Source organism: Patescibacteria group bacterium (genome assembly GCA_018819405.1).
Taxonomy (GTDB): domain Bacteria; phylum Patescibacteriota; class Patescibacteriia; order UBA1558; family GWA2-36-10; genus XYD1-37-29.
Map to the genome: position 1 here is coordinate 572,031 of JAHJQF010000001.1, position 17,013 is coordinate 589,043.

At 34.1% G+C, this 17,013-nt stretch carries 15 protein-coding genes; 14 read left to right on the forward strand and 1 reads right to left on the reverse strand.

Features of this window, described 5'->3' with window-relative positions:
- The first annotated feature begins 25 nt into the window (after nt 1–25).
- The 5 genes from KKH39_02960 (at nt 26) to KKH39_02980 (ending at nt 4,674) form a co-directional block, all read left to right on the forward strand.
- Nucleotides 26–1,045 (forward strand): glutamate-5-semialdehyde dehydrogenase, encoded by a 1,020-nt coding sequence (locus KKH39_02960; protein ID MBU1202974.1) that lies wholly within the window; start codon nt 26–28, stop codon nt 1,043–1,045.
- 28 nt (nt 1,046–1,073) lie between these two features.
- Nucleotides 1,074–2,168 carry a D-alanine--D-alanine ligase gene (locus KKH39_02965; GenBank protein ID MBU1202975.1) on the forward strand — a complete coding sequence of 365 codons (1,095 nt, stop codon included), beginning with the start codon at nt 1,074–1,076 and terminating at the stop codon, nt 2,166–2,168.
- A 211-nt stretch (nt 2,169–2,379) separates the two neighbouring features.
- The gene (locus KKH39_02970) at nt 2,380–3,333 is read left to right on the forward strand and encodes a hypothetical protein (protein MBU1202976.1); all 954 of its coding nucleotides are present in this window, start codon (nt 2,380–2,382) and stop codon (nt 3,331–3,333) included.
- Nucleotides 3,296–3,793 carry a GNAT family N-acetyltransferase gene (locus tag KKH39_02975; GenBank protein ID MBU1202977.1) on the forward strand — a complete coding sequence of 166 codons (498 nt, stop codon included), beginning with the start codon at nt 3,296–3,298 and terminating at the stop codon, nt 3,791–3,793. Before KKH39_02970 ends, KKH39_02975 begins: the two co-directional genes overlap by 38 nt.
- A 68-nt stretch (nt 3,794–3,861) precedes the next feature.
- Nucleotides 3,862–4,674 (forward strand): MBL fold metallo-hydrolase, encoded by an 813-nt coding sequence (locus KKH39_02980; GenBank protein ID MBU1202978.1) that lies wholly within the window; start codon nt 3,862–3,864, stop codon nt 4,672–4,674.
- A gap of 29 nt (nt 4,675–4,703) precedes the next feature.
- Here the strand turns inward: KKH39_02980 and KKH39_02985 are convergent, their stop codons facing one another.
- Nucleotides 4,704–5,132: a nuclear transport factor 2 family protein gene (locus KKH39_02985; GenBank protein ID MBU1202979.1), complete on the reverse strand. Its 429-nt coding sequence runs from the start codon at nt 5,130–5,132 to the stop codon at nt 4,704–4,706.
- Between the two features lie 39 nt (nt 5,133–5,171).
- Here KKH39_02985 and KKH39_02990 point away from each other — a divergent pair, with 39 nt between their 5' ends.
- The 9 genes from KKH39_02990 (at nt 5,172) to KKH39_03030 (ending at nt 16,973) form a co-directional block, all read left to right on the forward strand.
- Nucleotides 5,172–5,594, forward strand: a complete 423-nt coding sequence (locus KKH39_02990) for a GNAT family N-acetyltransferase (protein MBU1202980.1) — start codon at nt 5,172–5,174, stop codon at nt 5,592–5,594.
- An 8-nt stretch (nt 5,595–5,602) separates the two neighbouring features.
- A complete protein-coding gene (locus KKH39_02995) occupies nt 5,603–6,082 on the forward strand; it encodes a transglutaminase-like domain-containing protein (GenBank protein MBU1202981.1) in 480 nt (159 codons plus the stop codon).
- Nucleotides 6,061–6,687, forward strand: coding sequence for a class IV adenylate cyclase (locus KKH39_03000; protein ID MBU1202982.1), 627 nt, complete (start codon nt 6,061–6,063; stop codon nt 6,685–6,687). Before KKH39_02995 ends, KKH39_03000 begins: the two co-directional genes overlap by 22 nt.
- A gap of 203 nt (nt 6,688–6,890) precedes the next feature.
- Nucleotides 6,891–8,045 (forward strand): CHAP domain-containing protein, encoded by a 1,155-nt coding sequence (locus tag KKH39_03005; protein ID MBU1202983.1) that lies wholly within the window; start codon nt 6,891–6,893, stop codon nt 8,043–8,045.
- A complete protein-coding gene (locus KKH39_03010) occupies nt 8,038–8,565 on the forward strand; it encodes a hypothetical protein (protein ID MBU1202984.1) in 528 nt (175 codons plus the stop codon). The genes KKH39_03005 and KKH39_03010 overlap by 8 nt, the downstream gene beginning before the upstream one ends.
- A 44-nt stretch (nt 8,566–8,609) precedes the next feature.
- Nucleotides 8,610–15,122, forward strand: a complete 6,513-nt coding sequence (locus KKH39_03015) for a VCBS repeat-containing protein (protein MBU1202985.1) — start codon at nt 8,610–8,612, stop codon at nt 15,120–15,122.
- 1 nt (nt 15,123) lies between these two features.
- On the forward strand, nt 15,124–15,567 hold the full coding sequence (locus tag KKH39_03020; GenBank protein MBU1202986.1) for a hypothetical protein: 444 nt from the start codon (nt 15,124–15,126) through the stop codon (nt 15,565–15,567).
- 45 nt (nt 15,568–15,612) lie between these two features.
- The gene (locus KKH39_03025) at nt 15,613–16,419 is read left to right on the forward strand and encodes a hypothetical protein (GenBank protein ID MBU1202987.1); all 807 of its coding nucleotides are present in this window, start codon (nt 15,613–15,615) and stop codon (nt 16,417–16,419) included.
- A gap of 248 nt (nt 16,420–16,667) precedes the next feature.
- Nucleotides 16,668–16,973 carry a hypothetical protein gene (locus KKH39_03030; GenBank protein ID MBU1202988.1) on the forward strand — a complete coding sequence of 102 codons (306 nt, stop codon included), beginning with the start codon at nt 16,668–16,670 and terminating at the stop codon, nt 16,971–16,973.
- Nucleotides 16,974–17,013: the final 40 nt, after the last annotated feature.

Sequence of the window (17,013 nt, forward strand, 5' to 3'; positions counted from 1 at the left end):
TCTGGATGAAATTAGACGTAGTTTGTTGGCTGTAGCCAAATTGCCTGATCCAATAGGAGAAATATCAGATGAAAAACGTCGTCCTAGCGGTATAGTAGTGTCCCGTATGAGAGTGCCTTTGGGTGTATTGGGAGTTATTTATGAAGCTAGACCAAATGTGACTATAGAGATTTCTAGTTTGGGGCTCAAATCGGGTAATGCTATTGTACTCAAGGGTGGTAAAGAAGCTATAAATAGTAATCAGATTTTGGTAAAGATTATCCAAAAAGCCTTGGTCAAAAATGGATTTTCTAAATATACTGTTCAGCTTATCGGCACAAATCAGCGTAGTTTGGTGGCTGATATGATAAGGATGAATAAATATATAGATGTTATAGTCCCTCGTGGAGGCAGGAGACTGATTGATTTTGTCAGAGACAATGCCTCGGTGCCTGTGATTGAGACCGGAGCAGGAGTTTGCCATACTTATGTAGAAAAAAGTGCTGATTTGAAAAAAGCCGTAAGGATTGTGGTGAATGCCAAGACCCAGCGGCCAAGTGTCTGTAATGCTTTGGATACTTTGGTACTAGACAGTCAGATTGCCAAAAAGTTTTTGGCGTTATTGTCAGAGGAGCTGTCAAAGCACAGTGTGTTACTGCGCGCCGATTCGGTCAGCTATTATATATTAAAAAAATATTATCCCAACAGTTTATTAAAAAAAGCTAAATTGTCAGATTTTAGCAAAGAATTTTTGGGTTTGGAGATGTCTATCAAAACAGTCAATAATGCTAAACAAGCTATGGATTTTATACAAGAGTATAGTTCGGGACATTCAGAAGCAATTTTGACCAAAAATGCCAAACTGGGACAAATTTTTTTGAGGACAATTGATGCCGCAGCAGTCTATGTTAATACTTCCACTCGTTTTACAGATGGTTTTGAATTTGGTCTGGGTGCTGAAGTAGGTATTTCTACTCAAAAATTGCACGCCAGAGGTCCTATGGGTCTCAAGGCGCTTACTAGTATGAAGTGGATTGTAAATAGTGATTGGAAGGGCAGGAAATAAAAATATATTTAAAAGAAATATAATTAAAATGAATAATAATATTATTGGTTTAATTTTTGGAGGTCAATCAGCAGAACATGATATATCAATCATGTCGGCTGGTTTTGTAAGAAAAGCTTTATTACAAAATAATTTTGAAATTATTTTGATAGTTATTGATAAAGAAGGATATTGGAGATTAGTAGATAATGAAAGTTTTGATGGTATTTCAAATGGCCATATCAAATTAAGCGACATGAGAAAAATTATACCTATACCTCAGGGCAAGGGAGAATTTCTAGTTTTTGAAGGGGCAAATTCTAATAAATTATTTAAAATTAAAATAGATATTGCTTTCCCAGTTTTGCATGGCCCTATGGGAGAGGACGGTGTAGTCCAAGGTTTGTTAAAGATATTGGGTATACCTTTTGTTGGAGCGGATGTTTTAGGTTCATCTATAGGCATGGATAAGGTAATTATGAAGAAGGTATTAAGAGATTCTAATATTCCGGTAGGCAATTTTTTATATTTTAATAAACCCCAAAAATCAGATATTAATTATAATGAAATTAATGATGTTTTAAAAACTCCATTCTTTGTAAAACCTGCTAACATGGGATCATCTGTGGGCATAAGTATGGTCGATAACGAATCTCAACTTAGTAGTGCTCTTGATGCAGCATTTAACTATGATAATAAAATAATAATAGAAGAGTTTATAAATGGTCGTGAATTAGAGTGCTCCGTTTTGGGGGATGACATTATAGCTGAAGCATCTTTACCAGGAGAAATTAAGTTAGTTAATAATAAATTTTATTCTTATGATGAGAAATATAATGATAGTAGCACCACGATCATTGAAATTCCCGCTAAATTAAATAAAGATTTATCAGAAGAAATTCAGAATTTAGCAATTAAGACTTTTAAAGTTTTGAATTGTTATGGAATGGGAAGGGTAGATTTTTTTCTCACAAAAGAAAACAAGTTAATTGTAAATGAGATAAATACTATTCCTGGGTTTACAAAAATTAGTATGTATCCAAAGTTATGGGAAGCAAGCGGAATAGGATCAGCAGAGCTTATTCGTCGTTTAGTAGATTTAGCTATTATCAGGTTTGATAAAGAAAAATTATTAAATATATAAAAAAGCAGGTTTCAAAGAAACTGGCAAAATAAATACAACCTCCGAGGTTAATCAACCTCCGAGGTTGTTTTTTTACTTGACAGTCTTTTTTTGTTGTTATATATTTAGAGTAGAAGCTAGAGACGGCTATAAATATAGCGACGGCTCTAAACATAGCTCTTTAAAATAAAGAGAGAAAGGTAATTGACTTCCTAAGAGAAAGGAGGAAATCATGACTCAGCAAACTTTGTGTTGCTACGATTTGATTATGGTCAGGTCGGGCGAAATACTCACAATAAATGGTAACTTTGATGGAGAATATTGCCGTGCTACTTTGAGCTTGTTTCCCTCTTCTATGGGGAATAGGCTTATAGACGGCCGTGTATATAAGAAAGCAACTTATGAGTTGGGATATAAGATTCCCTACGTCAGGAAGATATTAGATTTACCTGGTCAGCAGCAGTTTTTGGTAGACAGGAACAGCATCGTCAGAGTGTATTCTGCAAGGAGAGCTTTTGACTCTTTGTCCTTTCAGGATAAAATTAGGACGCGTTTGTTCATGGACTATCTGGGTCTAGATTACAATTTTCACGGTTTGACTGGTAGTAGTGCATCGGGCTGTCGGCTCTCTGACTCTGACTTTGATTGGGTTTTGTATACCAATCAATTATGGTCAGTTAAACAGAGGGTAGTTGATGTCCCTAGGATGTTGACTTTCGATATGCAACACGCTTATCGAAAGTATCATGTCTTTGAGGTGCTGTCTAAGCAGGACATAGATTTGATTTTTGGCAATAAGTGGAAGTATCTATGGTTTTGCGGTCTGCACATATCAGTTAATTTTGTTGATATGGCTGTACGCGCTGACCACCTTTGCGATACTGACAATTGCCGAGATCGTCTTGTTTTGCGAGGTAGGGTAATAGATGGGAAAGGCTCCTATTACTCTCCTTATGTCATTCCATTCGAAAGCGATGGGCAGACGTACCAGATACTCACTTGGCTTTATTTGTATAATGGAGCCTTTGCATCTGGTGACCTAATAGAGCTATCAGCTCGGAGAGGATCTTTTGGAGGGCAGGAGTATTTGGTAGTCGAAAGACCACCAGATTACATTCGTAAGTTGGTCTGCAAGGATGGAGGAGGCTATGTCTCTGATAGACTATATTCAGCTAGTAGTAGCTGAAGACAGTAGAATCGTCGAGTTGTGTGAGTTTTTGAGTCGGGAGGACATAGACCGTTCTTTTGTCCTACCATTGTCTAGTAGGGACATTAGCATTAGAGAAAGGGTGGTAAAAATACAAAAGCAAGGTTTTTGGTTGCTGGCTATACATGGAAACAAAATAGTTGGCTGCCGTGGCTGCAAAGGAATTGTTGACGAAAAGGAGGATATTTTGGAGTTTTCCACCACAGTTGTTGACCCTAGTTATCGGGGGATTGGTTTGGGGATGCTTATCTTCCGACAAGGGGTCAAGTTAGCTCGTGATCGGTATAAGCCCAAAGTCGTGAGGATGGACAGTACGCCTGATAATGAAGCCATCAAGAGGATGGCTGCCGATTCAGGTTTTGTTGTAAGTCGTATCTACGACGATCCTGTAAAAAGAGGCTCTGGAGGAAAGTCAATCGAATATATTCTCTGTTTATAGCCCCTGTGCCACAAGGTGCAGGGGCATCCAATATTGTTAGTTGTTTGATAAATTATTATAATAAATGTATGAAAATAAAGATATTAGGATCAGGAGCTTGGCAAGGTATTCCAGCATCGTTTTGTAACTGCGATATTTGTCAGAAGGCATCCAAAAATTTATATACTAAAGACGCTCGTACTCGTCCACAATTTATGGTTGAGACCAAACAGGGGACTTTCTTGATGGAAATAAGCCCTGATATAAGGCTGCAATCCACCAGGTTTTCTTTACCAAACGTTAATAATTTTTTAGTAAGTCATTGGCATTTTGATCACATGTATGGTTTGCATGAACTTTTGACTTGGTCAAAGGGATTGGAGACTAGGCCATTGTTATACGGATCTGTTGCCACAAAAGATAAAATAGATAAAGAATTTAGTTATTTGCCATTTGATTTTCAGTTGTTAGAGCCCTATAAAAAATTTAATATTTTCGGGGTAGATATAACACCATTGCCTTTATATCATGCATTTACAATAGATGAAGAATTTTCAGAAAATGATATTAATAACACTTTTGGATATATGCTGGGGCATGAAGGAAAAAAAGTAGTTTATTTATCAGATTATTATAAAGTACCGCAGAAAGTTTTGGATAAAATCAAAGGAGCTGATGTGTTGATTGCAGACGGCACTTATCTTTTTACTGATAAGTTCAGAGGAATAAAACTAAATCATTTGCATAATGTAGATATATTGCAGTTAGTTGATAAAATTCAGGCAAAACAAGTTTATTTTCATAGTATTTCCCATTTGACCAGTTTGAACCATCAGGAAATGCAAGAAAAATTGTCAGAAAACCATTTTATTTCATACGACGGTTTAGAAATTGATCTTTAATAAATAGTATAAAAACCACCGAGGAGAAATTATTTTTTAAAAGCCTTATTTACTTGTTCTTTACTAAGATATAGATATGAGAGTTTTGGGTCACAGTAGTGTCTACCAGTTTTTATCTTACCATCTTTAAACTCTAGTACTATTACTAAAGGAGTGCGAAATTTTTTCTTGGTTTTTGGATCAGTATAGCTTTCTATCATCTCTACTATTACTAGATTTTTTCCTTCCGCGATGTTTTTTATATCATAATGTCGATCTTTTATCACATATACTTCTGATAGGTCTTTGGGGGATATTTTCTCCGATCTGGGAAACAACACACCTTTTCTATTTTGGTAGACCCAGGTCATAGTATAGTCGCGATGCATTTTTTTCAAAGAAGATTTTACATCACCTTTTACTTCATCTGACAGTATATCCAAAACTAATTTAATATTTTTACTTAGTTTCTTATTCATAATATTGAGTTAATTTATATATAAATAATATCATATAATATGAATTACTATCAAGCAAAAACAGAAGGTGATTTCAAATTTATAGCTTCACTTTTTAGTCCAGACCATACGGAATATATGTTGACCAAAAAGGTAGACTATAAACATTTGATGAAGTCAGGTCAGTCAGAATATAGACATAATTTTATTGCTACTGTAGATGGTAAAAAAATTGCCTGGTTCAACTTAGTCCAGTCCGATGATTTGGGCAGAGTAAATTTTGGTATGATAGTTGATAAGGTTTACCAGGGTATGGGCTATGGCCAACAGATAATGGAGATTATAGAAAATGAAGCCAAAAAATTGGGAGCCAAAAAGATAAGATTAGGAGTTTTCCAAGATAATAATCCAGCAGTTCATATATATAAAAAGTTTGGATTTAAGGAAACTGGTAAAGTGATAAACATGGAAAAGAAATTATAATTTTAGATATGACCGAAGAAAATAAAAAATATTTAAAATTTGGCAAATACACAGCTAATTGCTCGGAGGAGCTTTTAGGTAAAATTAAAACTTTAAATTTAGATAAAGTAGACAAAGACACTGTTCATAAAATTTTTAAACTTATTAGACAAGAGTTTGATCCAAGATTACACAAGGTTGAAATAGTGAATGATCTTGCAAAATCCCGATTTATTTCGGCTAAAGATTTATATAGTAAAAGACAATATTCTTGTGGTTCTTTAGCAACATTGGTTGCTTCTATCCTTCGAACTTTAGGTGTGCCAAACAAGCTAATCGATGGAAAATATATAAAAGATAATCCAAATATGAGACATGCTTGGAATGAAGTATATTTATTAGATCAGGGAAAGTTTGTGGCCTTTGATATAACTAAACCGGGGTTTTCATTGAGTAAATATCATATAAAAGAAGGTGAATACATTGATTGGGAGGATTTAGAAATATAAAAAATGATCCAAAAGAAATGCCTAATAAAAGTAATATATTAGAAGCAGAAGCAAAATTTAGATGTAAAGATATTGATAAATTGAAATCTTTGTGCCAGAAGTATAATTTTCGAAAAAAAGACTTAATCAAAGAAATAGATGATTATTTTACCGACAAAGAAAAAACTTTTATAAGAGATAGAGTATGTTTGAGGTTCCGTGATAAAAATGGAAAGAAGGAATTCACGTATAAGGGTAAATCGGAGTCAGATTCTAATCTTTTTATTAAAAACGAATATAATATACAAATGGACCAATCCGAATATAAAGAGAAAATAAGATTTTTAGAATCACTGGGTTTTTATAAATATGTCACGGTTATTAAAAAAAGAGAGGTGTATACTCAAGTTGATGGGCATTATACCAAGAATGTTATGTTTGATAATGTAGAGGGAGTCGGTAATTTTGTGGAGTTTGAGATTATAACTCAAAATAAAGATATATCAGATCAAAATGTAATAAAAAATAAGCTGAATCAATTTATTGATAATTTTAGAGAAGTTGGTTTAGAAAAAGCCGATCTTCCGTATAGAGATTATGTATCAGAATCAAAAGGTATAGAATAGATATATATGAAAAATAAAAAACACAATTTAATTTATCAGATTGCATGGTTGTTTATTATTATTCTGATATTGTTTGGGTGTTTGATATTGGCTGTTCCCTGGTGGGTATTTTCAGGAATAAAGAATGTAATCACCAGAGAAGAGCAGTACGCAGTATATTGGTAAAATAAAAACAGGCAAGCTAATAATTAGTTTGCAAAGGAATGAAAAAAAGCGATTTTGGGAGCATAATTTTTATGTTTTGCACTTTGATAATGATTGTTCCCCGGCAGATCTTGGCTGTCGGGGACGCAGTCAAACAAATAACTGATAAAACAAAATATGTAGATCAGTATTTTGAGGTTAATCAAAATGGCCAATTTAAATTGTATGTTTATTTAGGAGATCAAAAAATTGCTACTATAGATAATGATGATAATTATTTCAATTTGGACAACCATTTGAGCTCACATACCATTATTACCAACCCGACGGGTCAAATAGTAGAGACAAATGATTATGATGATTATGGCAGTGTTATACACAGTGAATCATCAATAAATAATGATTATAAATTCACTGGTAAGGAGTTTGATACAGAAACGGGCTTGCAATATTTTGGTCAGAGATATTATGATAGTGATGTTGGCAGATTTGCTAGTATTGATCCTTTGCTTATATCTGAGATAAATCAATTTTTGTCTGATCCGCAACAGCTCAATAGCTATAGCTACAGTCGTAATAATCCAATTAGCTTAGTGGATAAGACAGGGGAAAAAGTGTCTGAGTTTCAGCCATATTATAGTAGTAGCGGGTTTTATGAATACAGGCAGGATTATGGTAAATATAGAGGTATGGAATTGGTAAGTGCTGGCGAGTATTCGGGACAAGGTTGGCATGATTATCAATGTGTCGATTGGGTTAAAAAATTTGTGAATGACCAATATAAAGTTGAATTAGGCAGCATAGGTAACGCCAATTTTTATAGTAAACAATCAAGTTTTAATGATTTTAATAAGAGTCACGACGGACAATATACTGTTTATAAAAATAATAGCAGTATAATGCCTCAAGAAAATGATATTTTGACTTGGTCAGGTGGCGATTATGGACACGTAGGTATAATTGCGGAAGTAAGTTTTGATGGAAATTCTAATATAGGTTATGTTTATACATTAGAGCAGAATTATAGCGGTAAACAGGGACTATATAGTCAATCATTTGTTCGTTCATACAATGATAGTGGTCAGCCAGAATATACAGTAAATGATAGAGGTGGATTAAAAGTTCAAGGATGGGCACGCTATAGTCAGCAGACTAGTATTCCATATAGTAATATATTATATACTCCCGCTCCGGGAAATTATATTTATGAATAGTAAAAAAACAATATTAATTATAATTATCGTATTGGCAGCTATAATTTATTTTTATTTAAATTTTTATAAAAATAATAAAAAGCCCATTGGTTCTAATAACATAAATGTCATAAATTTTCAGTCAGAAAATCAAGAATCTCCTGAAGGGTATAAAAAATTTGTTTCTCAAAATGAAAAATTAATCTTTTTTTATAAAAATGATTGGGAATGCAGCGAAGTGGTTTATGATAAAAGAGTGGATTGTTATCCTATAGATAGGATCATGGAGGAATATGATTCAGGTCTAGATAAACAAATTGTATATTATCCTGACATAAGTATTTATGACGAGAGTGATCTATGCTCTTTGGTCGTTGACCAAGAAGAATTATTAAAAGCAGAAAAGGAGCCGCTAGTATATAATGAATATGGTGAAAATTATTATGGTCTTTTTTATAAAAAATTTAATAATTGTATGACAAAGATTATAACATTGCCCTACATTGATTCTCAAGAAAAATTAGAAGAAATAATAAGATAATTTTACCCCGTTAAATATATTTTCATAAATTAATCACAAAGCATATGACAAGCATGAGAAAAATTAATAAATCCAGACTAGTAATATTATTTTTGATGTTTAGTCTGGTTTTTTCTAGTGTAGCGCCAAGTTTGGCACAGGCTAGAGAAATACTCACTCCAGTGGAAGTAGTGCCAGTAGAAGATTCAAAAGAAACAGGTATTCCTGTGGTGGAGATTTTGCCTTTGCCAGTAGAGGAATATCCTATTAATGATAAGCCTGTAGATATTGAGCCAATTATTGATGAGCCGGTTTTGTCACCAGAAGAGCGACTGGAAACACTTTTAGAAGATCCGCCAGCCGATATAACTTATTTGGATAAAGATGAGAAAAAACTGGCTAATAAGAAATTAAATATAGATGTTGATAATAATACAGGTGCTTTAATTTATAATTATCCTATTCAAATTCCTTCAGGCCGTAATAATTTTCAGACAGATATCAGTTTAACTTATAATAGCCAAGATAAAGAGACACATAATTTATTTGGTTTAGGATGGTCGGTAAACATTCCCAGTATAGAGGTAAGCACTAAACGGGGCGTTTATTATATGTATAGTAATTACGATTATATCTCATCTATGAGTGGTGAGTTGGTGCCGGTGGGCGCTGTCACTCCGTATGGTAATTATGGCGCTCGGGTTGAAAACGGCGACTATTTACAATATGAATTTTCTAGTATTACTAATGCTTGGACAGCGACCGATAAACAGGGGATAGTTTATAAATTTGGATCCAGCTTATCTAGTCGTCAGGATAACCCTGAAGGACCGAGTATGATATATAAATGGATGCTAGAAGAGGTAAGAGATACAAATGACAATTATATTCGCTATGAATATTATAAGGATCAGGGGCAGATTTATCCAGCCAAGATATTTTATACAGGGCACGGTAGCACCGATGGGATTTTCGAAATAGATTTTATCAGAGAGTCTCGTCTAGATGATTTGGAATCTTATGATAGTAGGTTTTTGGTCAAGAATAATTATCGTATTTCTGAAATACAAATAAAAGTGAATGGCTCTTGGGTCAAAAAATATAATTTTAATTATACAGTTGGGGAAAATGGGTCTTTATCAATTTTGGACAACATTGTGGAAAGTGGTAGAGATGAAACAAGTGGACAAGTGATAACATTACCCAGTGATGATATGAGTTATAGCCAGGATTTAGAAAGTTGGCAAGGTGGAATAGATTGGAATTTTCCAGTTGGTTTTATTAGTGACAATGGCTATCAGTCTTTTGATCTGGGCGTACGCATGGCTGATATCAATGGCGATGGATTGACCGATATAGTCAAAGGTTATAGAGATATAAAAGAAATTTATATTAATCATTACCCCGATTGGAGTACTAGTACCACTTATTCATTGCCAGATTCTTTTATTTCGGGGGACAATTTTGATGATGGTTTGAGATTGGCCGATGTGAATGGGGATAATTTAGTGGACTTGATAAAAGCTGTATATCTTCAGGACGAAGTTAGAGAAATCAGAGCGGTCTATATCAATAATGGTACAAACTGGGTTTTGGATCCTTCTTGGATTTTTCCTTTGAATTTTGTCAGGCATGATGATTCGGGTGCGGGTATAAGAAGTTTTGATTTGGGTACGCGTATGGCCGATATCAATGGTGACGGTTTGGTTGATGTGGTATTGGGTTCAAATATAGAAACAAACAAAATTTATATTAATAATGGACATGGTTGGGATTTGGAAACAAATTATACTTTACCTACTTATTTTGTAGATTCGGATCAGGACGCGGGCACTCGTTTTATGGATGTTAATAGTGATGGTTTGATAGACATTGTCAGAGGAGTGAATGCTTATGGTGCAGGAGGTGGAAATCAACATAATGAAGTTTATATTAATAATGGGCATGGTTGGGAACTGAATTTAAATTATAGTCTGCCCACTTATTTTGTAAATTTTGATGGTAGTTGGTATACAGATTATGGTACTAGATTATCAGATATCAATGGGGATGGTTTGATTGACATTCTTCGTGATATATATCCTGATACTTCCGAGGTTTATATTAATACGGGTCAAGGTTGGCATTTAAATAATAATTATTACATATTGAGTCATTTTTTAGGAGGGTCATTTATGATAGACCAAGGGGTTAGACTTTTTGATATCAATGGTGACGGGCAAGATGATTTTATAAGAGCTAAAGAGGCTTATCCCAGATATGTTCATGTAAGTTTAGCAAATAAAGAAAATTTAGAAACAGTTAATAATTCTCGTGGCAGTCAAATTAATTTGGAATATCAGTCAGCTACTCAATATATAGACAGCCCAGACAATCTACCTAATCCCGACTTACCATTTAATATAGAGACAGTCAAAAATATTGTTATAGACGATGGTTTGGGAGGTATTGCCACTACTACCTATAGCTATAGTGGGGGAGACTACTATTATGCTGATCCATATGATAAAAAGTTTGCTGGCTTTGCAGAAGTAGAAAAAACAATTGGTAATCAGAAAACCACCACTTACTATCACCAAGGTAATGTTAGTGATTCTAGTCAAGGAGAATATCAAGATAGCTACTATAAGATTGGTAAGCCATATCGCCAAGAAATATATGATAATAATACCAATGGATTATTGAATCAGAATATTTACAAATGGGAAGAAACCGACTTAGGGCATAATAATAAATTTGTATATAATTCTCAGAAGGCGTCTACTGATTTTACGCAAAGCATTCAATCAACAGCTGTGCAAAATGAATATGATTTTAGCACGGGAAATTTACTTACTGAGCATAGTTTGGGTCAAGTGCAGGTAGATACTGCAACTGGTGAAATTTTGGATCAAGTAATTGGCGATGAAAAAGACACAAATTATGATTACGCCCAAAATACAACCAAACATATTTTAGCAGCTCCAAAAACTAAAATTATATCGAACACTTCTGATAGTAAGGAACAAAATCTATACTATGATAATTTACCATTAGGTCAAATAGAAAAAGTCAATTTGACTAAAGAGGACTATATAGAACAAGGCGTAGAAATAAATAGAAATTTTAACAGTTATGGCTTGGTGTCTGAAGAAATTAGTCCAGAGGGTGATTCTACTGCTATTGTTTATGATAGCTTAAATCTTTACCCATCAGAAATTACCAACGTCTTTAATCAAACTACCTATACGGAATACAATTTGCTTAATGGGCAACTTGCCACCTCCACTGCACCTAATGGAATGCTGACGATTAATAGTTTTGACGCTTTTGGTCGGCTGGTAGAGGTAAAAATTTCGGACCCAGATAATCCCACTACAACATTTATTAAACAAGAAATTGAATACCAAGATCCTTTTGTATTTTTTAGATATAGTGACGATACAGGCTGGTTGTCTCCAACACAAACCGGAAAATACTATAATCAATTTTATAATCCAAGTAATGCTTATGCTAGTGACGATATTTATACTACAGCCAGAGATTTTGGTAATGGTGGTTCATCAAGATTTCAATCATACGAAGGATTTAATATAAATCTTCCAGCTGCCTCTGAAATAATTGGCTTTGAAGTAATGAGTGAACATTTAGTAGATAATACTACCGATGTTGATGAATCTATAAGGTACTATTCTGCTAGTAATGGGGTTTGGTCAGATCCCCGATTTTTATCAGTTTCTACTATTGATCATGTAGATACAGTGGGAGGTTCCGATGATATTTGGGCATTAAACCCCGTAAGCTCTGATTTTATTAATGATAATTTTTCAGTAAATTATTCTGGTTCTCGGCTTGATGGTGGGGATACTACTTGGTTTTTAGATGATATAAAAATTAAGGTTTATTATGGTGTAAATACTGAGATAGGCTACAAAGAAACCAAAGACTATTTTGATGCCACTAGCTACATCATTTCTCGTGAATACTACGATGGCCTATATAGAGTAGTGCAAAAGAAATCTCAAACTGCTACTGCCAATCAGTATGCTACAGTAGATATCAGCTATGATTCTCAGGGTAGAGTAGATAGGCAGTCATTGCCATATATTACTTCTACTTTGGAATATACAACAGCAAATCTTAGTCAACCAGCCAAGACCTATACCTATGATGCCTTAGATAGAGTATTGTCAGAAGCTACTCCAACTGGCGTGACCAGTTATGAATATGATGGCTTCAAGACTACTATCACTGATCCAAACGGCAATATCAAAGAGCTAACCAAAGACGCCTACGGCAATTTGGTGGAAGTCAAAGAGCATAATGATTCTAATATATATACCACTAGTTATGACTATACTTTGACCAACAAATTGGAAAAAATCACTGACAGTCAGGGTAATATTAGAAATTTCCACTACGACGCCTTAGACAATCTAGACTGGCAGGATATGGTGCATTTATCATCAGTAGCCGATCCTGAGAAAATACAGTACACTCATGACAAAAATGGCAATGTGCTGACTGAGACTAGCTTCAAGGGAGACGCTATTTCCTATGAGTATGATAGTTTAAATAGAGTGTTGTATGAAAAATTAGATAATAGTCCAGTTATTAGTTATGCCTACGATCAAAATGGTGACATTGGTCAGCTGTCTTTTGTAGATTATGGTGGAGGTAATTCCAAGGCCTATGACTATGATATACTAGGACGACTTACCACAGCTACCACAACTATTGAAAATGAAGTCTTTGTCATGAAATATGACTACAATTTAAATGGTGACATCAAAGAAATACAATATCCAAATGCTTGGAAAGTAGCTTATAGTTTTGATTCCATTGGCCAAGTAAATGGTGTGTCTCTTGATAAAGGTCAGGGTCCAATGAGTATAGTAAATAATATTGTTTACAACCAAAATGGCCAGATGACTCATCTGGAGCGCGCCAATGGCGTAGTTAGTGATTATACTTATGATCCTCAGCAAAATTTCCGTTTAACTGATTTGATTAGCACTCAAGGTGCTACAACTTTGCAAGACATATCATATACTTATGACAATATCGGTAATATCACAAATATCACTGACAGCTCTGACACTGACTTGGCCAAGAGCGTGGATTATGAATACGATGACTTCTACAGACTGGCATCGAGTACAGTCAGCTATGTCACTCATCCGGCTGACAATTATTCACGAGAGTATCAGTATGATCAGGTAGGCAATATGACCTACAACTCAGAACTAGGTACAATGAATTATGCCTTTGACAATCCACACCAGTTGTCCAGCTATGGTAGTCGCAATTTTAGTTATGACGACGCTGGTAATATGTATTTAAATGGTGGTATTAGCAAATTTTCTTGGGACTGGAGAAATAGACTCAAAAACAGCTATGACATTGCTACCACCAAAAATAGCTATTATCAATATGACCACAACAATCAGCGCTTCTTGAAATACACTGAAGATTATGTATTTATTCCTCCAGATTTGGAAGATCCACCAATTGTGGGAATGATGTCTTTATCTATGGACACTAGTGGAGGTACTTATGAACTCAGACGTGTCAAAGAAGATAAGTATGTAGATAAGTATTTTGAAAAAGACTTGTCTGATAATGAAAAAAGCCACCTATTCCTAGGTAGTACCAGAGTGGCTAGTTTAAAAAATAATGATAATCCATATTATTATATATCTGATCATCTAAGCTCCAATAATATTATTACTGACAATTCGGGCAATACCCTTGAATTGAGTGATTATGAGCCTTATGGTAAAATAAACTATGAAACAGGTTCTTCAGAAAACAACTTCAAATTTACCGGCAAGGAAATTGATGAAGAAAATGCCTTGCAATACTTTGGGGCGAGGTATATGGATAACCAGACTGGACGATTTACGACGGTGGATCCGGCTACTCTTATACTTCACGATGGTCAGAAGTTGAAAGAGATTACCAGAGGTGATCTAGAGAGATTGTTGGCTAATCCGCAGAACCTTAATAGCTATGCATATGCGTTGAATAATCCAGTGATAATGAAGGATGATACTGGTGAGTTTGCATTTTTGGCTGTAGTCGCCGTTGCTTGGATTGCTGCTGAAGTAGGTTTTAGTGCGTGGGATGCTTATGATGCTGGTAATGCGTGGTTTGGTGAGGATACTAGTTCAAAAGAAAAGACATCATCTGGTGGATTCCTACTAGTAGGGTTGGCATTACCTGGTGGTGGGTATGGGCACATTGATGAAGGTGTTGATGTATTAAAAACGGTCGATAAAACAATTGGCAAATCAATTGATAACGCTGTAAATAAAATTGGTAATACAGTGTCAGATCATCTTACTAAAATGGATTATGCAGGCTTTATAAGAGATCTGAGTAAGGCACCAGTTTGGAGCAATAATTTAGGCAGGAATTTTGACCATTATGATGAAGTTATGTCCGCCTATAAAGGTTTGCAAAATAATGTATCAAAGCTTACAAGATATTTAGATAATTATAATTTAGATAAGAAAACAGTCGACAGCGTTAACAAAGCTATTGATACAGCTAAAAGTCACATAGACAGAATAGATAATATATTAAAATCACATTAGTATGATAGAAAATTTAGAAAAGTCACTAAATGAGCTAGATGGCTCTATGGACGCTAGTGATCCCAATGATTCTCTTGTTAAAAAGGTAGAAGATATTAGGAAAAAGAGGTTAAAAGATTTAAGTGTGGATGATTTGGCATTATTGTTAAGGCAGCAGATTAGTTTAGGTTTTGTGGTACCGTTATCTTTAAGCAAATTAAATGAGAATATACTCATTGAGACTGAAGACACCGGATTTCGTCTACTATCAACTTTATTAAAAGTTGAAAAGGATTTTTGGTCTAGCAATGATGAGTTATATAATCAAACTGCAGATTTAATAAATAGTAAGATGGATGAAATTATAAATCCAAAAATGGATAATCCAGTAGAATTAGATAGCTATATATCTGATGAGCTACCAGAGATTTTGAAACTATATCAGAGTTTTAAAGATTTAATATAATTTATTTCACTGGTGATTTTTTAAGCCACCGGTGAAATTACACTTATGACAGAATTTTTATTAAAATGGCAAACTCTTATTGGAGCTGCACTTGGTCCCTTTCTTTTGGGGCTCGGTGCTTGGCTTAAGGGCGTAATGAGTAAGAAAGAAGAGCGTAAGGAGCATCTACGGCGAATAGAAATTAGTATAACACGAAGTTTAGATGATACATATAAAACACGCCAAAAACTACAAGATTTTGTTTCTAGATTAAGAATTCTGGTTAATCAAATAAGAGCCATAACAGATAAGCACCATTTTTCTCTTGAGACCACAAATTATCCAGCTATAAGAGATGTCTATCGTGACATAGAAGCACCAAATTTTAAGATAAAAAGTTATTACTTACATAATAAACTTTTATGGACAGATTCTGGCATTAAAGAGACAAATGAGGCCGTAGCGGGTCTTAAAAATGATTTTGCAGATTTACTAAGAAAGAACGAACTACATATAGCTTTGATAAGGCAAAATCAAAATCTAAATTCGGATCAACAGAGAGAAGACTATGCCTATAATCTGCAGGGATTTGCTAATTCCATAGATGAATTTATAAATAAATTTATAAAACACGGTATAGAAATCATGACGCAAGTCAAGATATATAATGACCATTTGCGTAAAAGGAGTGGAAAATGGTTTTTATGGAAATGTGAAGGAATTAATTTTAGATATTTTCGTAGTAAAGTTAAACAGAAAGAATTTTCCAGAAATCTTAATTCACTAGAGCGTATTGATAAGATCATAGAGAAAGAAGTTAAATCAGCTATACAAGACGCAGAAAACAGAGCTGCTGAATTATCACGGAAATAATAATATCAGGGTATAAATCACCCAATCCGTCAATTTAGTTCATTTCATTAATAAATAAACAAAATGCGACACTTTCTAAACCCTTTTTATACTGTCGCATTTGTCTCATTTTGCTGGAGCAGGTGAGCACCATAATGGTTCTATTATAATAAATAATGTAAGTGATCCAAATTTACCATATTCTCAAGATATTATAGTTCGCGATCAGAATATTGTTAGTGAAATTAATAAGTATATAGTTAAATAATATGATAGATTTAAGATTTTATACAATTATAGTACGAAAGGATAAGGTTAATGACAAGTTTATGTTTTTATTTAATACTTTTAATGGGCCGAAAAATGAGGATGATTACTTTTATGTTTTTTATACTATGGCAGAAAGTATTTTGATGGAAATTAAAAAGGAATTAAAGGTTAAGGCAAATTTGAAAGGGATAGATAACGATGGAAAATGGCAAGATTATGTTATAGTTGGTTCTATGCAAGGTATATTAGAAGGAAAGTGTGATTGGATTAAGATAGTTGATAATAAGGTGGAGTATATTGGATAAAATAATCTCCGAGCCCTAGAAAAATCCTCAGAATTTGATC

Coding starts and splice junctions, on each gene's coding strand:
- KKH39_02985 (MBU1202979.1), bottom strand. CDS start 5,132: ATGAATAAGAAACTAAGTAAAAATATTAAATTAGTTTTGGATATACTG.
- KKH39_02980 (MBU1202978.1), top strand. CDS start 3,862: ATGAAAATAAAGATATTAGGATCAGGAGCTTGGCAAGGTATTCCAGCA.
- KKH39_03010 (MBU1202984.1), top strand. CDS start 8,038: ATGAATAGTAAAAAAACAATATTAATTATAATTATCGTATTGGCAGCT.
- KKH39_03020 (MBU1202986.1), top strand. CDS start 15,124: ATGATAGAAAATTTAGAAAAGTCACTAAATGAGCTAGATGGCTCTATG.
- KKH39_03025 (MBU1202987.1), top strand. CDS start 15,613: ATGACAGAATTTTTATTAAAATGGCAAACTCTTATTGGAGCTGCACTT.
- KKH39_02995 (MBU1202981.1), top strand. CDS start 5,603: ATGACCGAAGAAAATAAAAAATATTTAAAATTTGGCAAATACACAGCT.
- KKH39_02975 (MBU1202977.1), top strand. CDS start 3,296: ATGTCTCTGATAGACTATATTCAGCTAGTAGTAGCTGAAGACAGTAGA.
- KKH39_02965 (MBU1202975.1), top strand. CDS start 1,074: ATGAATAATAATATTATTGGTTTAATTTTTGGAGGTCAATCAGCAGAA.
- KKH39_02970 (MBU1202976.1), top strand. CDS start 2,380: ATGACTCAGCAAACTTTGTGTTGCTACGATTTGATTATGGTCAGGTCG.
- KKH39_03030 (MBU1202988.1), top strand. CDS start 16,668: ATGATAGATTTAAGATTTTATACAATTATAGTACGAAAGGATAAGGTT.
- KKH39_02990 (MBU1202980.1), top strand. CDS start 5,172: ATGAATTACTATCAAGCAAAAACAGAAGGTGATTTCAAATTTATAGCT.
- KKH39_03005 (MBU1202983.1), top strand. CDS start 6,891: ATGAAAAAAAGCGATTTTGGGAGCATAATTTTTATGTTTTGCACTTTG.
- KKH39_03015 (MBU1202985.1), top strand. CDS start 8,610: ATGACAAGCATGAGAAAAATTAATAAATCCAGACTAGTAATATTATTT.